Here is a 17,374-nt window from a genome sequence, read left to right as displayed (position 1 = left end):
CGGTCCTTGAAGATGCGAAGACGATATTCGAAGCCTTCATCAAAACCGGAATTGCAGGCTCGCTACGTGCATACGCTGAAAATCAGCGTGGCACCCTGCGGACCTATAGTGTCCGTGTTCAGGGCCTGACAAACCCGTGAGTCGTCCAGGAGGGCCCAGTTGAGCATACTATGAAATGAGAAGCACTTAAAACGGAACAAGAATGTCCGCTGGCAGCTGATGGAACATCGCGGGGACCAGTCGATATAATCGGAGATGATTATAAATGCGCGGCCAAACCAGCCGCAAAGGCGCTCATGAAAACCGTTGGTGCAAGCACCCGGACTGTGAGAACTGGGACGGTTTTTGGTTGCTAAATTAGGGGCGAGAAACCTGTGTGCCGCTGGGACCTCTACCAGCACAAGGCGCCTCCTACGTTTCCGCCGTTCGTTGGCCGGTGGCTTACCCGATGTCCGTTTCAACGAAGTCATTGCCTTTGTACAAGAGCTCAAGGCGCATTGACTTGGCAGCGGCATACGAGAAGCAGTCCCCGAGGTTTAACTGTGCCTTATGGCCAGCTAGCTTCCCGAACGTTGCCATCGCTTCCAGCGCTCCTTCCCCTATCCTCGCATCGATCATCACGTCGCGGGCTCCGATCAGATCAATGAATTCGGCAACCAGTGAGCGGGCAGTTGCAAACAGTTCTCGACGATTGACGGTTTTGCCCTTTTTTCCATCAATCTCTGTTTTTACCATCGCTGCGACGGCTTCAAACCGGACCATTGGCGAAACGTAGTATTTTCCCCCGGATCGATCGAGGCGCTTAACCAGCTCCTCGTAGCCGGGCTCCTCTTTCAATATGGCCACTATCACAGAAGCATCGACAAACGTCATTCACCATCCTCCCAAAGAGCATCCATAACGTTCTTCATATCGACACCGGCGATGGGCGTGGGAAACTCCGTTCTGGCCTTTGCCTGTAATGTAGAAAGGCGGATTCTGAGGGGGACTGCACTCCTTACTCGTTCTAATTCGTTAGCTAGAGCAATCTTCACTGCATCTGCCTTGGTTTTTGTTTTGAGGGCTCGGTGAAGTTCGGTGGCGAGACCATCAACGGCCTCATCACGGACAAACAATGCCATGACACGTTCCTCTCAGATATCTTAAATAGATTTCTCAGATATCTTGGTTGAATATCCTAATTTGTCAAGGGTCGATGGCTGCCACCCTTCTACGCTCAAACGGGGCGCAGCGAAGATATCGCAGGCTATTTGCTCGCGGGCCTTACGCTGATGGTGGTCATAGCCGGACTCGCTGTATCGGCGTTAATCAGCCGCTTTCCGGATCGGCGGGGACCGCTGGCCGCCGCTCTTTTCGTCATCTGCGGGGGTCTGACCTGCCTGATCACCAGGCCACTGGCTCTTCCCGCAATAATCCTACTTGGACTGGGGATCGGCGCACTGTTTCCCCCACGCCGATGATCCGAAGAGTGCCGGCCACCTTATGGCTTTCGTTCAGGGAGGCGGTCACATCATCGCAAGCATCATGCCGTTTGCGGCAGGCTGGCTGCGCGGACGTTCAGACGATTTGCCAATATCTGGGTCATGATGGCTGTCGGGATCGACGGGCAAGTATTTCAAGAGAGATCAGCTTCGCGAGTTGCAATGACCGACCGAGGTGGATCGAATTCCGACAATCCTGGCATTGAGAGCGCATCGACAAGATTGTGACTTTCGCCTGTCAGACGCTCAAACTCACGGTATGTCATCAACACATGCGAAGGTCTGCCTCGATCGGTGATGACGACAGGCCCTGCCTCAGCAGCTTTTTTCGCTCTGCCAACATCGTGATTAAGTTCGCGGCTGGTCAAGCTGGTCGTAGCCGTAGTCGCCTCCATCTAGGAACGTATCTACATATTGCGCTTTCATTTTAATCGCGCAATCCCTTTCTGGCGCCGAAGGAGGCCAGCAGCTTGCCGAGTTCGGGACTGACCAGAAGATCCTGCTTGGGAGCGTGACCGCCCGGCACATCCGAACTACAAGGCTTTGATCAAGGCCGAGTGGTCTTTGTCGCCCAGGCCTTTTTCCAGCGCGCCATTCATCAACTGATGAACCATCGCTGTGTTGGGCAGCATAAGCTCGAGAAGACGCACCGACTCAAGCGCGAGCGATATGTCCTTGTGATGCAAACGTATACGAAAGCCGGGCTCGAATGTTTCGTTGACCATCCTTTCGCCGTGAACCTCCAGCACGCGGGACGCGGCAAAGCCACCCATCAAGGCCCTGCGCACGATCGAGGGGTCCGCTCCGGCTTTCTTCGAAAAGCGAAGGGCTTCCGAAACGGCCTGAATATTCAGGGCGACGACAATCTGATTGGCGACCTTTGCAACCTGACCGTTTCCAACGTCACCGATCAGGGTGATGTTCTTGCCCATCTTTTCAAACAGTTGCCTTGCGCGCTCGAAAATATCCGGTTTTCCGCCGACCATGATGGTCAGCGACGCCGCTTTGGCGCCAACTTCACCGCCCGACACCGGCGCGTCGAGATAATCGCATCCCAGCGCCTCAATACGGGCGGCAAAATCCTTCGTCGCAATCGGTGAAATCGAGCTCATGTCGATGACGAGCTTTCCCGCATCGAGGCCGTGCGCGACGCCATCGTCACCGAACAAAACCGCTTCCACATCGGGCGTGTCCGGCAGCATCAAAATCACGATTTCGGCGCTGCGCGCCACTTCTGTAGCTGAACCGCAGGCCTTCGCACCGCTTCCCAGGAGGTAGTTCGACGCGGGTTTGACCCTGTGAAGATAAAGCTCATGTCCGGCATCGATCAGATGCTGCGCCATCGGGCGGCCCATGACCCCCAGTCCGATAAATCCGATTTTCATGGCTCAATCCTCCCGTTGATATGGTTTCAACCAGTCAAGACCTGCGCTGGTGGTCGACGCCGGTCGATATTCGCAGCCGACCCATCCGTCGTAACCAAGTTCATCCAGACGCCTGAAGATGAAATCGTGGTTGATCTCGCCCGTCCCCGGCTCATGACGTCCGGGATTATCAGCGATCTGAACGTGGCCGATTTTGTCCTGCAGGCGCTCGAAGGTCGCGACGAGATCGCCCTGCATGATTTGCATGTGGTAGAAATCATATTGGATCAGCAGGTTGGAATGCCCGACCCGGTCCATGATCCGCTCGGCCTGATCGGTGTTGGTGAGGAAATATCCGGGTATGTCGCGAGTGTTGATGGGCTCGAAGACAAGGGCAATTCCGGAATCCGCCAGACGTTGCGCAGCGTGACCGAGATTGCCGACAAGCGTGTCTTCCAGAACTTGCGGATCGACACCGGGCGGTTGAATACCGGCCAGACAATTGATCTTTCGGCATCCCAGAATTTTTGCATAACGGATCGCCGTTTCAACGGACGTCTCAAATTCGGAGACCCTGTCCGGCAGGCTGGCGATGCCGCGCTCGCCTGCGGCCCAGTTGCCGGGCGGCAGGTTGAACAGAGCCTGTGTGAGATTGCACCTCCTGAGCTCCGCTGCAATCGTCTCTGCCGCCTCCTCGTAGGGGCTGACATATTCGACTGCCGCAAAACCATCGGCAGCGGCAGCGGTGAACCGTTCCATGAACGGATGTTCGGTATAAAGCATGGACAGATTGGCAGCGAATTTCGGCATCGGCAATGACCTCAAACTTGGTCTGCGCGCAGGCGGTGCAGCATGCGCTTGTTGCGGGGGTCGGGGTTGGGAACAGAAGAGATCAGTCGCTTGGTATAGGGGTGCGAGGGCGTTGTGCAGATTGTTTCCGCATCTCCGATCTCGACAATCTTGCCTTTGTGCATGACGGCAACGCGATCGCAGAAATAGCGCACGACCGAGATATCATGCGAAATGAAGATGAAGCTGAGATTGAGCTGCTTTTGAATATCGAGCAACAGGTCGAGGATCTGGCTTCGGATCGACACGTCGAGCGCCGAGGTCGCCTCGTCGGCGACGATGACCTTCGGGTTGACGGCGAGCGCCCGCGCGATGCCGATCCGTTGGCGTTGGCCACCGGAAAAGGCATGTGGGTATCTTTCCATCGCCAAGGGATCGAGCCCGACCTTCTGCAAAAGTTCGCCAACGCGGGTCTCCACCGCTTTGCCGGACATGCCACCGGCGATGACCAGAGGATCTCCGATGATCTGCTTCACCGTCATACGGGGGTTGAGCGACGCAAATGGGTCCTGAAAGATAAGACGCACATCCTGGTGGTAGCGGCGCAAATCGAATTTGCTCAGCGTGGTGACGTCCATCGGGGCCGCATCCGGGCATCCGCGATACGCGATTTTGCCGGAACTCGGCTCAACGATCCGCAGTATCATTCGTCCTAGTGTGGTTTTGCCTGATCCGCTTTCGCCGACAATGCCGAGATTTTCTCCGGCAAATAGGTCGAGACTTGCATCGTCCACCGCCACCAGCCCACGACCACCGCCGCGCGAAAACAGTCCGGACGGCGCGCCGTAGACTTTGGACAGATTGCGCACTGACAAGATCGGATCCACGTTGGCCGTCAGCGACGCTGGCAGCATGCGCGTGGCTGCGCCGCTCTCGAGCTTAACCGTCGCTTCCAGAAGTTGCCGTGTGTAGGGATGCTGACTGGCGTGGAAAATCTCGTCCACCGGCCCTTTTTCGACGATCTTGCCAAAACGCATGACGGCGACCTCGTCCGCTACTTCGGCAACGATGCCCATGTCGTGGGTGATGAGGAGCATCGCCATGCCGCGCTCCACCTGCAGCCGCTTGATGAGATCGAGGATTTCGGCCTGCGTCGTCACATCCAGCGCCGTCGTCGGCTCATCGGCGATCAGAACTTCCGGGTCGCAGGCCAGTGCCATGGCAATCATCGCTCGCTGGCGCATTCCGCCGGAAAACTCGAAGGTGTATCTGTCGGCCATCACTTCCGGCTGCGGTATCTCCACCTGACGCAGCAGTTCGATACATCGCTCCCGAGCCTGTCTCTTCGACACGCGGCGATGTAGACGCACGGCTTCGATGATCTGTGAGCCGATGGTATGGACCGGCGACAGCGAACTCATCGGTTCCTGAAAAATCAGGCCGATCCGTCCACCGCGAATGGCCAGAACCTCGCGACTGCTTGCGGCAAATTTCGCGATATCGACTGGCCCCTTGGGCCCATCGAGAACGATCTGGCCGCCTGTCATCTGTCCGGGCTTGTCGATGATCCGCATCAGGGCGCGGGCGGTCACAGATTTGCCTGAACCGCTTTCCCCTACCAGCGCAAGCGTCTTGCCGCGTTCAAGGTTGAAACTGACATTGCGAACGGCATGGAGCACATGGGTTCTGAGATGGAAATCGATGGACAGGTCTTGGACCGCCAGCAAGGTTTCGTGCTTCGTCATCTCACTTCCTTTCAGCTATCGTAAGGGTCGGCTGCATCGCGCAGGCCATCGCCGAAGAAATTGAAGGACAGCACCGCCAGGACCACCGCAAGGCTCGGCCAGATCAGCAACCATGGCGCCGTGGCAACTGTCCGCACGTTCTGGGCATCCTGCAACAGCACGCCCCAGCTGACGACCGGTGGTTTCAGACCGACCCCGAGAAACGACAGCGAGGTTTCAGCGACGATCATGGTCGGAATGGCAAGTGTCACCACCGCCAGAATGTGGCTGGTAAGTGATGGAAGGATGTGGCGGAATATGATCCGCCTTTCCCCTGCACCGTCCAGCCGGGCAGCCGTCACGAAGTCATCGCCGCGCAGCGCGAAGAATCGTCCCCGCACCTCGCGTGCCAAACCCGTCCAGCTCAGAAGGGAAACAATCAGGGTTACGACAAAATAAACCGAAAGCGGTGACCAGCTTAGGGGAATGGCAGCGGCCAGCCCCAACCAGAGCGGAATGGTCGGCATGGCGCTCACAATCTCGATGATACGCTGGATGAGGGTATCGACCCAGCCGCCGTAATAACCTGAGACCGCACCCATCACGACGCCGAGCGTCAGCGAAATGGCAACGCCGACAAGGCCGATGGACATGGAGACGCGGGTTCCATAGATGAGGCGGCTCATGAGGTCTCGTCCGAGCCGGTCCGAACCCAACAGATACATCGGATCGCGGGCGTCAAGCGGCCCAACCAGATGTGTTTCCATCGGGATGATGCCCCACAGCTTGTAAGGCGCCCCTTTGACGAAGAATCCGATAGGAATGATTTTCGTGTCGTCAACTACGAAGCTGCGGCGGAGAGCTTTCGGCTCGATCTCGATCTTGTAGCCCTTCACGTGTGGCAGAAAGCGGGAACCGCCATCGGCAGCCGGCGCAACTAAAGCGATGCCTTGCGGCGGCGCAAAGGTGTATTGCGGGCGCGACGTGTTCGGCAGGCCCGGTGCCAGGAACTCGGCAAAGGCACCGATGAAATAGAGCAAAAGAATGATGCCCGCAGCAAATGCTGCGACCTTGTGGCGGAAGAAGCGCTGGCGAATGAGCGTCCATTGCCCTGCCGCCTCGAGGCTAACTGCCTTGCGCCCGGACTTCAGAGGGCTGATGGCGGGGCCGGTTTCCAGCGCGATGGTGGGGTTCTGGTTGATCGACATGGCCACCCCTCTCAATTGAACCGGATGCGGGGGTCGAGCACCGCCAGCAATATGTCTGAAATCAGCATGCCCACCAGTGTCAGCACGCCCATTAAGAGAATGAAACTTCCGGCCAGATACATGTCCTGACCGACCAGCGCTCGCAGCAGAAGCGGTCCCGCCGTTGGAAGGTTCAGCACGATGGCGGTGATGGTGACGCCAGAAACAAGATCCGGCAGCACCCAGCCGATCGAGCTGACGAAAGGGTTGAGCGCGATGCGGACGGGGTATTTCACAATGACCTTGCGCTCCGGCAAACCCTTGGCACGCGCCGTGATGACATAAGGCTTGCTCAATTCATCCGACAGATTTGCCCGCAGAATTCTGATCATGGCGGCAGTGCCTGACATGGCGATGACGATCACAGGTATCCACATATGGCTGAGCATGTCGTTGAATTTTGCGATGCTCCACGGCGCATCGACGAAAGCGGGAGAAAATATGCCGCCAACGCTTTGTCCCAGAAACCGGTAGCTCGCATACATCAAGGTCAGCGCCATGATGAAATTCGGAACGGCCAGCCCGATAAAGCCAAGAAGCGTAAAGGCGTGGTCGCCGAAGGAATGGCGTCTGACCGCGGAATAGATCCCAATCGGGAGGGATATTGCCCAAACCAGTAAAAGACTCGCCAGCGAGATCAACAGCGTCGATCCCATCCGGTCCCAGATCAGGGTCGAGACCGGCTGGTTCCACTCGAAGGAGTATCCGAAATCGCCCCGGGTCAATATTCCGCTGATCCACACGAAATACTGGACATAGACAGGTTGATCGAGACCGTATTGCGCGCGCAGGCGCGCAATCGTCGCCTCGTCCAGATTTTGCCCGCCATCGGCCATGGTGGAGAGAAGCGAGGTCAGATAATCGCCTGGTGGCAATTGAATGATCATGAATGCGATCAAGGACATGCCGAACAGGGTCGGTATCATGTAAAGAACGCGCTTTGCCACATATGTCAGCATGGGTTCCTCCCGCTACACGCTATCCGGCTTATGAATGCCAGGTCAGATGAACCGTCTCGAGGTCCCGGATGGAGGGCACGGTGATTTCTGCACGGTTGCCAACGATCTTGCAGGACGCGGCCTCGCTTTTCACAAGCAGTTTCACCGTGGCAGACGAGCGACCTTTTGGCAGTTCGATCGATAGTGTCTGCTCACCGATAGGGTAGACCTCCCGCAAAGGACCTTTCATCATCATCGGGTTGGTAAGGTTGACGAGGAAGATTGCCATCGAGTCCTCGTTTTCATAAACGGCGATGTCTATGATACCCTTCCCGTCGACCGTCACACGATGGTCTTGGCCAAGAGCCCAGTTCACGGCGTTGGCGATCAGCTTGCCATGATCGGGTGCAAGTACTTTCCAGAAGACCTCGCCAATGTTCCATGGAATGTAGACCACACGACCTCCATGGCCGGTCTCACGCGCAATCACCGCAGCGCCGTTCGGGGCTTCGCGTGGGTAGACTTCCTCCATGGGCAGATCCGGAAAATCAGGGACGTAGAGGAAAGGCGTTTCAACGTCCGGATTGGCATCGACGGCAATCAGGTGTGTGCCGCCGATAATGCGAGCGGCGCCCTCGTAGCCCTCGTTCACAGGGTGCGGATCGGACAGTGCAACATAGGTGTTCTTGACCGGGCCACGTGGCGTCGATGCCAGCGAGGCACCGAAGACATTTGATAGTCCGAAATTACCTCGCCGCTCGCCGACTTCATTGCAGAGCGAGGTTTCATGCGCGGCAACGATCGACCCGCCGCGCCGTACATACTGTTCGATGGCCGCGCATTGTCCGTCCGACAGATAGGTGGCATTGGCCAGAATAATGAGCTTGAAGCGATCAAGCGCATCCGGGGTCATGACCTGATCGGACAAAAATTCAAACGGAATGCGCGCTTCCACCAGCGCATGATAAAAGCCGAGATCATTATGTTCGGCGATATGACGTTGCTCCGGTGCCCAGTGCCGCAACGTCGTGGATGGATCAATGATCGCGATTTCGGCAGTTGGCTGCATGCCCTCCAGATATGGCTCAATGTCCGCATGAAGATTAAAGGCTTCTGCAACGGGCTGCACCCAGCGGTTGTCAGGAACGCAGGCATTGAATTTGGTGAACCATGGGAAAAGGCCCTGCGCAATGCCGTCGTGAATCCAGAGCTTGATTTCCTCACCGCTCTGGACGGAATCCTTCCATCGGTACTCTTCCTCTGGTCCTATGGAGGTGATGAGGCCAACGGGTCTGTCACGGAACGTTCCACGAATGCGTTTGCCGTTCCGTCCAGCAGACCAGCCAACCTCCACACCTTGTCGCGCCTGGTGGTCCACGAACAGGATCGGGCAATGTTTCTGTATGAGCGAAAGGTCGAATTCCATCAGTGACAAACCGCTCATATTTGGAATGAAGCTGGCATGGGGACGGATGGATTTGACCGTCTCGTCCCAATAGACCACAAGCTCGGTGAGTATGCGTCTGCGCCACGCCGCCCACGCCTGCCATGCCGGATCCGTCGCATCCGGTCTCATCGGCAAATCAAAACCAGTTTCCTGCCTGAAACATTTGCGATTGTCGTCGCTGTAGGACACGCCATGGCCCTGCCAGCGGTTGGCGAACACGGCATCGACGTCATATTTGGTTACGACTTCGCGAATGACGTCGGTTGTGAAGTCGCGGTTATAACTTCCCAGCGCATCGGTGACGTAGATACCGGGAAATGCCCAGTGCTCACGCGGACTTCCGTCCTGATTGATGGCCACCCATTCGGGATGGGCCAGTGCTGCATCCTCGTGGATCGCATGTGGGTCGACGCGCGCCATGACGTGCATTCCCAATTTGCGCGCGCCTTCCACGATCGTGCCAAACGGATCGGTATCGCCAATGAAGCTGGACACGTAATGCAGGGGGATTTCGCTTGGGTAATAGGCGATATAGCCGCCAGCGGAAAGGCAGACTGCATTCGACTTGGTGCGCTTGAAGACGTCGATCCAGAACTCGGGGTCATATTTCGCCGGGTCGTCCTCCGCAAAGGTCAATTGCGTCCAGCGAGTGGCGGATTTAAACCAATCCGGAGAACGAACGGCAGCTCCGGAAATGGCGTTTGGTCGATGCAACATGTGTTCTCCAATGACAATATTATGCCGTCACGCCCTTTGGGGGCGGCTAAAAGGTTTGATGTTTCCATCCGGGTTCAGTTGATGCCGGAATGGAACGGTGGGATCAGGCCTTGAAAAAGGTTTCGGGGTTGGCGGGCCCGGGTGTGGGATATCCCCACGAATTCGGCATGGATTTGGGAACGTTCTGCATGTTGTTCTTCACCACGCCGTAACTGTCGCTGGGCAGGCAAACGCCGAAGACGTAAAACTGGTCGGCCGCGATCTCCAGTATTTCGGCCATCAGCTTGCGCTGCACATCCGGGTCCGGCGAGCCCAGCACGCGGTCATAGCGTGACAATGCGTCCTTGACCGGCTGAGGCGGCTCGACCGCACCCTTGGAAGCAGGATCGCGGTACCACAATTGCCAGCCCTTGGCGTAGAGCGCCTCGGTCGTGTTGGGAATGAAATAGCGCGGATCGAGAATGGCCGCGATGCCGCCATTGCCGCCGAAGCGGTGTGCAGTGGCGTCATAGTCGATGCCCTGACGCACGCGCACCTCCCAAAGCGAACGGTCCATGCTTCGCATCTGCACGTCCACACCCACGGCGTGGAACATCGGCAGAGCCAGCTGGAAAATGTCAAGAAATGTGGTTCGAGCCTGGTCGATCTCGAATATGACCGTCACACGCTTGCCGTTTTCATCCTGCCGGAAACCCTCACCATCCTTGGTGGGAAGGATCTTGTCGAGCAGCGCGTTGGCGGCGTCGGGGTCGCATTGGGTGAATTGCGTAGCCAGACGTTCGTTATAAAGAGGATCCTCCGCCCGCACGGCCGGTTGGGAGATCGTTCCCTGTCCGATGAAAACTGTATCGATAATCGCCTGCCGGTCCAGCGCCATCGACAGCGCAGCCCTGAAATCCCTGTTACCGTAAAGCTTGCGTTTGGCTTCGTCAGGATGATTGAGATTAAGCTGGAAAACCATCTCGTTGGTTTCGGTCGACGTCAGCGTATATAAGTCAAACTGGCCCTGGTCCTGGGAGTCGTAAAGCACTGCCCGGTTTGCCGGCGTCGCGATATACTGGTCCATCAGATCGATTTCGCCCTGCATCGCCTTCAACAACAACACCTGTGCGTCTGCGACCATCTGGTAGACGATGCGATCAATGTAGGGCAGTTGATTTCCCTCGGTATCGACCTTCCAGTAAAACGGGTTGCGCTCGGCGATCGCACGGTCGGTGCTCTGTCCTGGAGCAACCGCCATCTTCCAGGCGTGGATTACGGGACGCTGGGAGTTCTGAAAGAACTCGTTGTCCACGACGAGGCCCGCTTCTCGCTGAAACAGTTGAATCCAGCCAGACGCGCCCTTGGCCTTGGCTTCCTGTTCAGCATTTGGGTTGTACTTGATGTGGAATTGCTTGAGGTAGTGCTTCGGCGCACGGGTGGTCTGATCGTCGTTAGCCCATGCCAGCCGCAGAGGGAAAAGACCGTTGGGCGCGGCGAAAATCACCTTGAACGTTACATCGTCCAACGCCTCGAAGCGGGCCTTTTTTCCGCCCGCACGCAGATGGTTCTGGCCGATGTCGTTAAGGCCCTCGTAATTGAAGATGTCCTCGTACCAGAACATGATGTCCTCGGTAGTGAACGGCTGACCGTCAGACCACTTCATGCCCTTGCGCAATCTGAAGGTGAACTCCGTGGCATCGGCATTGCTTTCGTAGTGCTCCGCGACATTCGGTACCACACCCGACCAGTCGGGCTTATATCGCAGCAGCGGCTCGTAAGCCTGATATCGAAACAACATCGACAGGGACCCACCACCGACGATCGCGCTGTTCCAGTCACCACCATGTGTTCCGACGCGGTCAAGCGGCGTGATGACAAGCGGATCGAGCGGCAGGCGGTCCACAACGGCGGGCAGCTTACCCTCCCCGACCAATGCGTCCAGCATGGCGGGGTCTTTAACGGTCGTGGTCTGCGCGAACGCTGGCAAAGCGGGTAGTATGACGGCAGCGGTGCTCGCAGCGAGAAACGCGCGGCGATTTAATCCTTGCATTTGTTTTCCTCCTCCAGTCACGCATCGCGGAATTATCTCTCCTCCTCAGGATCGATCCCGCGATTTTTCGGACGCATGCCACGCCAGAAAAAGATAGCTTGCATGCCCCGTATTTGTTTAGCTTGTATTATGTAATTTGTTAGGTAAAGCGTTATGTTGAATTTATTTCGGCACGTAGGTCCACGGCGGGAGGATGCGTTATGCGCAAAGTTACATTGCAGGACATCGCCAATCACACCGGCCTGTCAAAATTTGCCGTCTCATGTTCACTTTCAGGAAAAGCAGGGGTCAGTGAGGCGACGCGCAAACGCGTCGAGGACGCTGCCATGATGCTAGGCTACCAGCGCCCGAAGCCCGCCGACGAGCAACGCGAAATCACTCTGATCTTTCACGATCAGGTCGATAGCGTGAGCTACGAGTTGCGGACGATGCTGCAGGACGGCATGCAGAAGGAGGCGCATCGACTAGGTCAAGCTGTACGGTTGCAGTGGACGCATGACGCCGACAGGGTCGAGGCGATGGTGAAAGATAGCGCAGGTATCATTCTTGTTGGGCCGCACGAACAAAAGACGCTGGACATTGTCAAAGCGTCGGGCTTGCCTTCGGTTCGACTGGGGTGGGTGCTTCCACTTGAACAGGCCGATCATGTCGGCGGCACGGACCACGAAGCAGGGATAGCGGTCGGCGATTATTTGTTTGGGCTCGGCCATCGCGACATCGCCTTTGTGCAAGGAAAGGAAGGCTATCGCGGTCGTATGGAACGATATCACGGTCTGCGCGAAAGTTTAGAGCAACATGCCGATGCGCGCCTGCATGTCCTGCGCTTTGACGAAGATGGAGGCTTTATCCCTGCGCTGCAAACTCTTCAAACTGCCGGAATCGCACCAACGGCCCTGTTCTGCGCTCACGATGGGCTGGCGCTCACCGCTGTTTCCGAACTTCTAGCACGCGGCTACCGCATACCAGACGATATGTCCGTTGTCGGCTTCGGTGATTTTTCCGCCGCGACCCAAATATCTCCGCCACTGACGACCATCAGAGTACAAGGGGGGGAGATGGGAGCTACAGCGATGCGGCTATTGTTGGAACGCATTGAAACAAGAGGGCAGCCGGTCGTCGCAAAACGCATTCTTATCGCCTCGACCTTTATCGAGCGACGCTCATCGGGGCCTGCCCCTAGACATTCGAAATGGTTGACTCCCTTCGAGCGATGAAAACAACCCGCTCTTGAAGGGTTACGGACGGAAGACACAGCTATTCTGACCAAATAAGATCGTCAATTACCCCACGACCCTTGGGCGGCTTGCAGACACGTCAGCATCTGGCGATATTGCTGGAAATATCCGGAGGGTACCATGGCTAGCTCGCAGACACGAGCAATTCAGAATTATCGAAGCCGCCTGGGCGACCGTGGTCTCGCTCGTTTTGAGGTTCTCGGGCGTGAGAGTGATCGCAGCTTAATTAGATCGCTTGCCCGCCGACTGGCCGAAGATGGCCCGGAGGCGGCCAATCTGCGCGCCTTCCTAAGCGAAACTGTCGCCGGAGAGCTGCCGAAAAAGGGTGGGATTCTCGCGGCACTCCGTCGATCGCCACTGGTTGGCGCAGAGCTAGATACAGCCCGATCACGCGAAGAAGGTCGCGAGATAGATTTTTAATGCGAGATTTGCTCGACACCAACATTCTAAGCAATATTTCGAAACCAGAGCCTTCAGCGTCTTTATTGACGTGGATGGCTGAACAGGTTGACGATGGTTTGTTCATCGCATCACTCACTATCGCCGAGATACACCGTGGGATACTTGAGAAGCCGGCGGGGAAGAAGCGAGCTGCGCTCGAAACCTGGTTTGGAGGCAAAGAGGGCCCGCAGTCACTCTTCGCTGGTCGAATTCTTTCATTTGACCAGGAGGCAGCTCTCGTGTGGGGAGAGATGATGGCACAAGGAAGGGCAACCGGCCGGCCGAGTAGTGCGTTGGAAACGATCGTGGCTGCAATCGCTCAATCGAACAACTGTGTTGTTGTCACCGACAATGTGCGAGATTTCCAGGGGATTGAGATCATCAACCCCCTTCGTGCAAGCGCTATCTGAAACGTTTGCTAGGGTTAAGCTCTTGAAGAGATCGAACCGGCGACTGCAATAGGCAAAAAAATGCGGGCTTGATGGGCGTAGATTTCTGCACCAATTGGTGCTATTTGCATATCAACGTTTCGGAGCTAGTTATGCGATCAACCATCAATCTCGACGACAGCCTTATGGAAAGAGCAAAGTCCCTAACGGGCACGAAGGAAACGGCGGCTCTTGTGCGTCAGGCACTAGAGACTTTGGTGCGAGTCGAGTCTGGCAAGCGGCTAATCGCTCTTGGAGGCACTATGCCTGAGGCTGAGGCAGCGCCTCGCCGCCGGAGCGAAGTGGGGAAGTGATCCTTGTCGACAGTTCAATCTGGATTGATCATTTCCGACACGGGGACCCGGAGCTCGTCAAAATCATCGGAGATGATCAGCTGCTTTGCCACCCTTTCGTTGTAGGTGAACTGGCCTTGGGTAGGCTGCGAGAACGGGATGCGGTATTAGCGTTTCTCACAGCTCAGCGTGAAGCAGTAGTTGCAACCCATGCAGAGGTGATGACAGTCATTGATCGCCATTCGATATTCAGCATGGGGATCGGCTATACTGATGCACATTTGTTGACTTCAACTCTCCTGGACCGTCGATCCAGCTTGTGGACGAGGGATAAGCGCCTAGCGGCCGCCGCGCGGAAGGTTGGGGCGGCGCTTTATCCCTCTCCGCATACTCCTCATTAGAAACGAAGTTACAAACCCTTGAGTGCAATTTCGCTCTTGATAGGATCTGAACTGACGGCCCCTTCTTTCACCCGCTCAATAACGACGTGTTTACGCTGAACACGATGCTGAGCTTTACAATGGAAGAACCCAATGCCTTGAGCGGATATGAACCAGCGACCCTGCGGCGATTTTGGGTTTCAACGATTTTTTTTGAGCTGTTGCGAAATTTTTCCGACGGAGTTTTAGGTTCGCGAATCAAAGGCGCCGGCCTTCAAATTGGTCAGACCAGTGCCAGCAAAGCGTGCCGCGCGCTGGACGATGGTTTTCGTGGTGAAAGGGGTGAAGACCCAGGAGGCTTTGGAAGGATGTTGACGAGACCAAAGCGTTTTTCAATAGCCATCTGACAAGTCCTGGACGCCCCTCTTCATGCCTTGTGTTGTCGGAATCCGGCAGTGGCCTCGCGGTCACAGCAACCTAGGTCGAGGCCGAGCTGCGGGATAGCATGCATCAGCTCGACATGAGGCGTCGGCTGTCAATGATTTTTGTCGAGGCTAACACGCATCGATCTGGCGGAAGTTGTGGCTCCCATGCTGCTCGTGACCGGGTTAGTAGTCGCCCGGTCACGATCACATGACATAACAGTCGAGTCCCCGGGCCTCAGAATTCCTCCCAGCTTTCAGCCGCGGCTGCGCGGCCTCCGATAGCTCCTGCTACTTTCGCAAGCATGCGGCGGGCAGGAGAAATGACAGGTTTGTGTTCGACTCTCACCGCCGTCGGCTTGCCGGTTTCAGCTCTTCCTTCCGCGCCGACGCGAAATTCAGATATGATCTCACGCAGGCGCTGCACCTCGCTGGCAAGAGACGCGCTGGCAGCCGTCGATTCTTCCACCATGGCCGCGTTTTGCTGCGTCACCTGATCCATCTGGTTCACGGCCGTGTTGACCTCGGCAAGACCAATCGACTGCTCCTTGGCCGACGTTGATATGGCGTCGAGCTGCGTGTTGATCGAAACAACCTGCTCCTCGATCACCTTGAGCGCTTGGCCCGTTTCCTGAACCAGCTTTACACCCGCGCTGACTTCATCCACGGAGTTTCGGATGAGATCCTTGATCTCCTTCGCTGCTTGAGCCGACCGCTGAGCAAGCTCCCGCACCTCCTGAGCGACCACCGCAAAGCCCTTGCCCGCTTCCCCGGCCCGCGCAGCCTCGACACCGGCATTCAGCGCCAACAGGTTGGTCTGGAAGGCAATCTCATCGATGACACCGATAATGCTGGAGATCTGGTTCGACGACTGTTCGATGCGCTGCATGGCCATTACAGCATTCGAAACTACTTCGCCCGAGCGGCGCGCTGACTTGTTGGCCTCGATTGCCACATGACGTGCTTCTTCGGTGCGTTTGGAGGAGTTTGCAACGTTGGTGGTAATCTGGTCGAGAGCGGCTGCCGTTTCCTCAAGCGACGCGGCCTGCTGCTCGGTCCGTTTTGAGAGGTCTTCGGCACTCTGGCTGATTTCACGTGCTCCACTATCGATTGATCCTGTGGCGTTCGCGACAGATCGCAAGCTCTCTGCCAGTTGACTAACAGCTGCGTTGAAGTCAGACCTCAATGCCTCGAAATCTGTGGCAAAGGGTTCGTTCAGTCGGAAAGTCAGGTTCCCGCTCGACAGGTGCTTCAGACCCTCCGCAAGGCCTGACGTCGCCTGTGCCATCTGCTGGGCGCGCTCACGCTCAAGTTCCGCGACCCGCAATTGCTCCGCCTCGCTAGCGGAGCGCGTCGCGGCCGCTTCCTGTTCAAGCTCCCTTGCCCGCAGGCCGTTTTCCTTGAATACCTGGACGGCCCTCGCCATGCCGCCAACTTCATCGCGGCGATCCGTTCCATCGACGCCGGCGTTCAAATCCCCATTGGCGAGCACGTTCATGGTGACCGACATCCGCTGGATCGGACGTACCAACCAGGAACGGATAGCGAGGAAGCCGACCGCGAGAACGATGATCAAGCCGACGATGACAGCGGCGAGGGTCTTGGTAGCGGTGCTGCTGGCGTGCGCGGACAGCTCCTCACCCGTCTTCGCAGCACTATCAACGATTTCATTCGTCGCACCTGTAAACTTCGGAGTGAGCGCGCTGAAAGCCGGCTGACACTGGCTCAGAAACAATTGTTGTGACGCCGCAATGTCTTGCTCCGTCGTCGCGTTTCGCGCCGCCACAATGGTCGGGCCACACACCTCTTTCATGACCTTGAGGCCTTCGGCCTTGAGAAGAGCAATCTCGGCGTGCTGCGGGACAGCGCCAGCAACGGTGTCCATGTATTTCACAAAACCGGCTTCAGCATCCTTGATACCCTTTTCCGCCCGCTCGTTCAGGTCTGCCGAGCGCGACATCAACAGTTCCCCGATGGACGCTCGTGCTGCCTGGAGGTTGCGATTGGAGCGAGCCAAATACAAGGCGGCGGTTGATTCGCCGTCCATCAGGCCAGCATAGTCTTCGTCAACTCTGGCAATCTGGATCCCGGAATAAAGGGCGACCCCAAGCGAGAACAAGCCGAAGCATGCCATAATAATAAGAAATTTTCCGACGATAGAAATGTGTTTCATGTGCCGCTCTCGCAATAATTAACGTTTATCAGGAGGAACCACGAGCAATTCATTCGCCGGGTGTACCTATGATGGCAGACGCATGATGAAGATTCCGAATACACGAGAATTTTCTCCGAGACGTAATACCTGCTAAAGCGATCAAGATTACCGCTTCATTCTCAGCGACACGAAATATACGATAATAAGGTTTTATATTCGTTAAGAATCACATCTACCTACCACCACCGGTTGCTCTCTAGGCCCAGTGACGCCTTCACCGC

17 protein-coding genes are annotated in these 17,374 nt (G+C 56.6%); 6 read left to right on the top strand and 11 right to left on the bottom strand.

Annotated features, from left to right (window positions below):
* Positions 1 to 441: 441 nt before the first annotated feature.
* The 10 genes from BLU28_RS24755 to BLU28_RS24710 form a co-directional block, all read right to left on the bottom strand.
* Positions 442 to 873, bottom strand: a complete 432-nt coding sequence (locus tag BLU28_RS24755; RefSeq protein WP_022557647.1) for a type II toxin-antitoxin system VapC family toxin — start codon at positions 871 to 873, stop codon at positions 442 to 444.
* Complete coding sequence (locus BLU28_RS24750; protein WP_022557648.1) at positions 870 to 1,121, bottom strand: type II toxin-antitoxin system VapB family antitoxin; 252 nt, start codon at positions 1,119 to 1,121, stop codon at positions 870 to 872. The genes BLU28_RS24755 and BLU28_RS24750 overlap by 4 nt, the downstream gene beginning before the upstream one ends.
* A 494-nt stretch (positions 1,122 to 1,615) precedes the next feature.
* Positions 1,616 to 1,876, bottom strand: coding sequence for a type II toxin-antitoxin system prevent-host-death family antitoxin (locus tag BLU28_RS24745; RefSeq protein WP_077986078.1), 261 nt, complete (start codon positions 1,874 to 1,876; stop codon positions 1,616 to 1,618).
* 138 nt (positions 1,877 to 2,014) lie between these two features.
* Positions 2,015 to 2,866 (bottom strand): 2-hydroxy-3-oxopropionate reductase, encoded by an 852-nt coding sequence (locus tag BLU28_RS24740; protein WP_092651436.1) that lies wholly within the window; start codon positions 2,864 to 2,866, stop codon positions 2,015 to 2,017.
* 3 nt (positions 2,867 to 2,869) lie between these two features.
* Positions 2,870 to 3,655: a 2-oxo-tetronate isomerase gene (otnI, locus tag BLU28_RS24735; RefSeq protein WP_045535151.1), complete on the bottom strand. Its 786-nt coding sequence runs from the start codon at positions 3,653 to 3,655 to the stop codon at positions 2,870 to 2,872.
* Between the two features lie 11 nt (positions 3,656 to 3,666).
* Positions 3,667 to 5,379, bottom strand: a complete 1,713-nt coding sequence (locus BLU28_RS24730; RefSeq protein ID WP_077986079.1) for an ABC transporter ATP-binding protein — start codon at positions 5,377 to 5,379, stop codon at positions 3,667 to 3,669.
* An 11-nt stretch (positions 5,380 to 5,390) separates the two neighbouring features.
* Positions 5,391 to 6,566 carry an ABC transporter permease gene (locus BLU28_RS24725; RefSeq protein WP_077986080.1) on the bottom strand — a complete coding sequence of 392 codons (1,176 nt, stop codon included), beginning with the start codon at positions 6,564 to 6,566 and terminating at the stop codon, positions 5,391 to 5,393.
* Between the two features lie 11 nt (positions 6,567 to 6,577).
* Complete coding sequence (locus tag BLU28_RS24720) at positions 6,578 to 7,564, bottom strand: ABC transporter permease (RefSeq protein ID WP_034499467.1); 987 nt, start codon at positions 7,562 to 7,564, stop codon at positions 6,578 to 6,580.
* A gap of 28 nt (positions 7,565 to 7,592) precedes the next feature.
* A complete protein-coding gene (locus BLU28_RS24715; protein WP_077986081.1) occupies positions 7,593 to 9,707 on the bottom strand; it encodes a family 10 glycosylhydrolase in 2,115 nt (704 codons plus the stop codon).
* A gap of 103 nt (positions 9,708 to 9,810) precedes the next feature.
* Entirely contained in the window at positions 9,811 to 11,739 is a 1,929-nt protein-coding gene (locus tag BLU28_RS24710) for an ABC transporter substrate-binding protein (RefSeq protein WP_077986082.1), read from the bottom strand.
* A 200-nt stretch (positions 11,740 to 11,939) separates the two neighbouring features.
* On the opposite strand from BLU28_RS24710, the gene BLU28_RS24705 reads away from it, so the two are divergent.
* From BLU28_RS24705 to BLU28_RS26145, 6 genes are all read left to right on the top strand, one after another.
* Positions 11,940 to 12,953, top strand: a complete 1,014-nt coding sequence (locus BLU28_RS24705) for a LacI family DNA-binding transcriptional regulator (protein ID WP_064263911.1) — start codon at positions 11,940 to 11,942, stop codon at positions 12,951 to 12,953.
* A gap of 141 nt (positions 12,954 to 13,094) precedes the next feature.
* Entirely contained in the window at positions 13,095 to 13,394 is a 300-nt protein-coding gene (locus BLU28_RS26690; RefSeq protein WP_045535165.1) for a hypothetical protein, read from the top strand.
* The gene (locus BLU28_RS24695; RefSeq protein WP_077986083.1) at positions 13,394 to 13,825 is read left to right on the top strand and encodes a type II toxin-antitoxin system VapC family toxin; all 432 of its coding nucleotides are present in this window, start codon (positions 13,394 to 13,396) and stop codon (positions 13,823 to 13,825) included. The genes BLU28_RS26690 and BLU28_RS24695 overlap by 1 nt, the downstream gene beginning before the upstream one ends.
* Before the next feature lie 131 nt (positions 13,826 to 13,956).
* Positions 13,957 to 14,157: a type II toxin-antitoxin system VapB family antitoxin gene (locus tag BLU28_RS24690; protein ID WP_006699143.1), complete on the top strand. Its 201-nt coding sequence runs from the start codon at positions 13,957 to 13,959 to the stop codon at positions 14,155 to 14,157.
* Positions 14,154 to 14,537 (top strand): type II toxin-antitoxin system VapC family toxin, encoded by a 384-nt coding sequence (locus BLU28_RS26685; protein WP_077986084.1) that lies wholly within the window; start codon positions 14,154 to 14,156, stop codon positions 14,535 to 14,537. Before BLU28_RS24690 ends, BLU28_RS26685 begins: the two co-directional genes overlap by 4 nt.
* 119 nt (positions 14,538 to 14,656) lie before the next feature.
* Positions 14,657 to 14,923, top strand: coding sequence for a hypothetical protein (locus BLU28_RS26145; RefSeq protein WP_139190428.1), 267 nt, complete (start codon positions 14,657 to 14,659; stop codon positions 14,921 to 14,923).
* 253 nt (positions 14,924 to 15,176) lie between these two features.
* Here BLU28_RS26145 and BLU28_RS24680 read toward each other — a convergent pair whose 3' ends face one another.
* Complete coding sequence (locus BLU28_RS24680; RefSeq protein WP_077986085.1) at positions 15,177 to 17,111, bottom strand: methyl-accepting chemotaxis protein; 1,935 nt, start codon at positions 17,109 to 17,111, stop codon at positions 15,177 to 15,179.
* Between the last annotated feature and the right edge of the window lie 263 nt (positions 17,112 to 17,374).

This window comes from Agrobacterium pusense, assembly GCF_900102105.1.
GTDB lineage: Bacteria > Pseudomonadota > Alphaproteobacteria > Rhizobiales > Rhizobiaceae > Agrobacterium > Agrobacterium pusense.
Note: the sequence above shows the minus strand (reverse complement) of the source record. Positions and strands in the feature narration are given on the sequence as shown.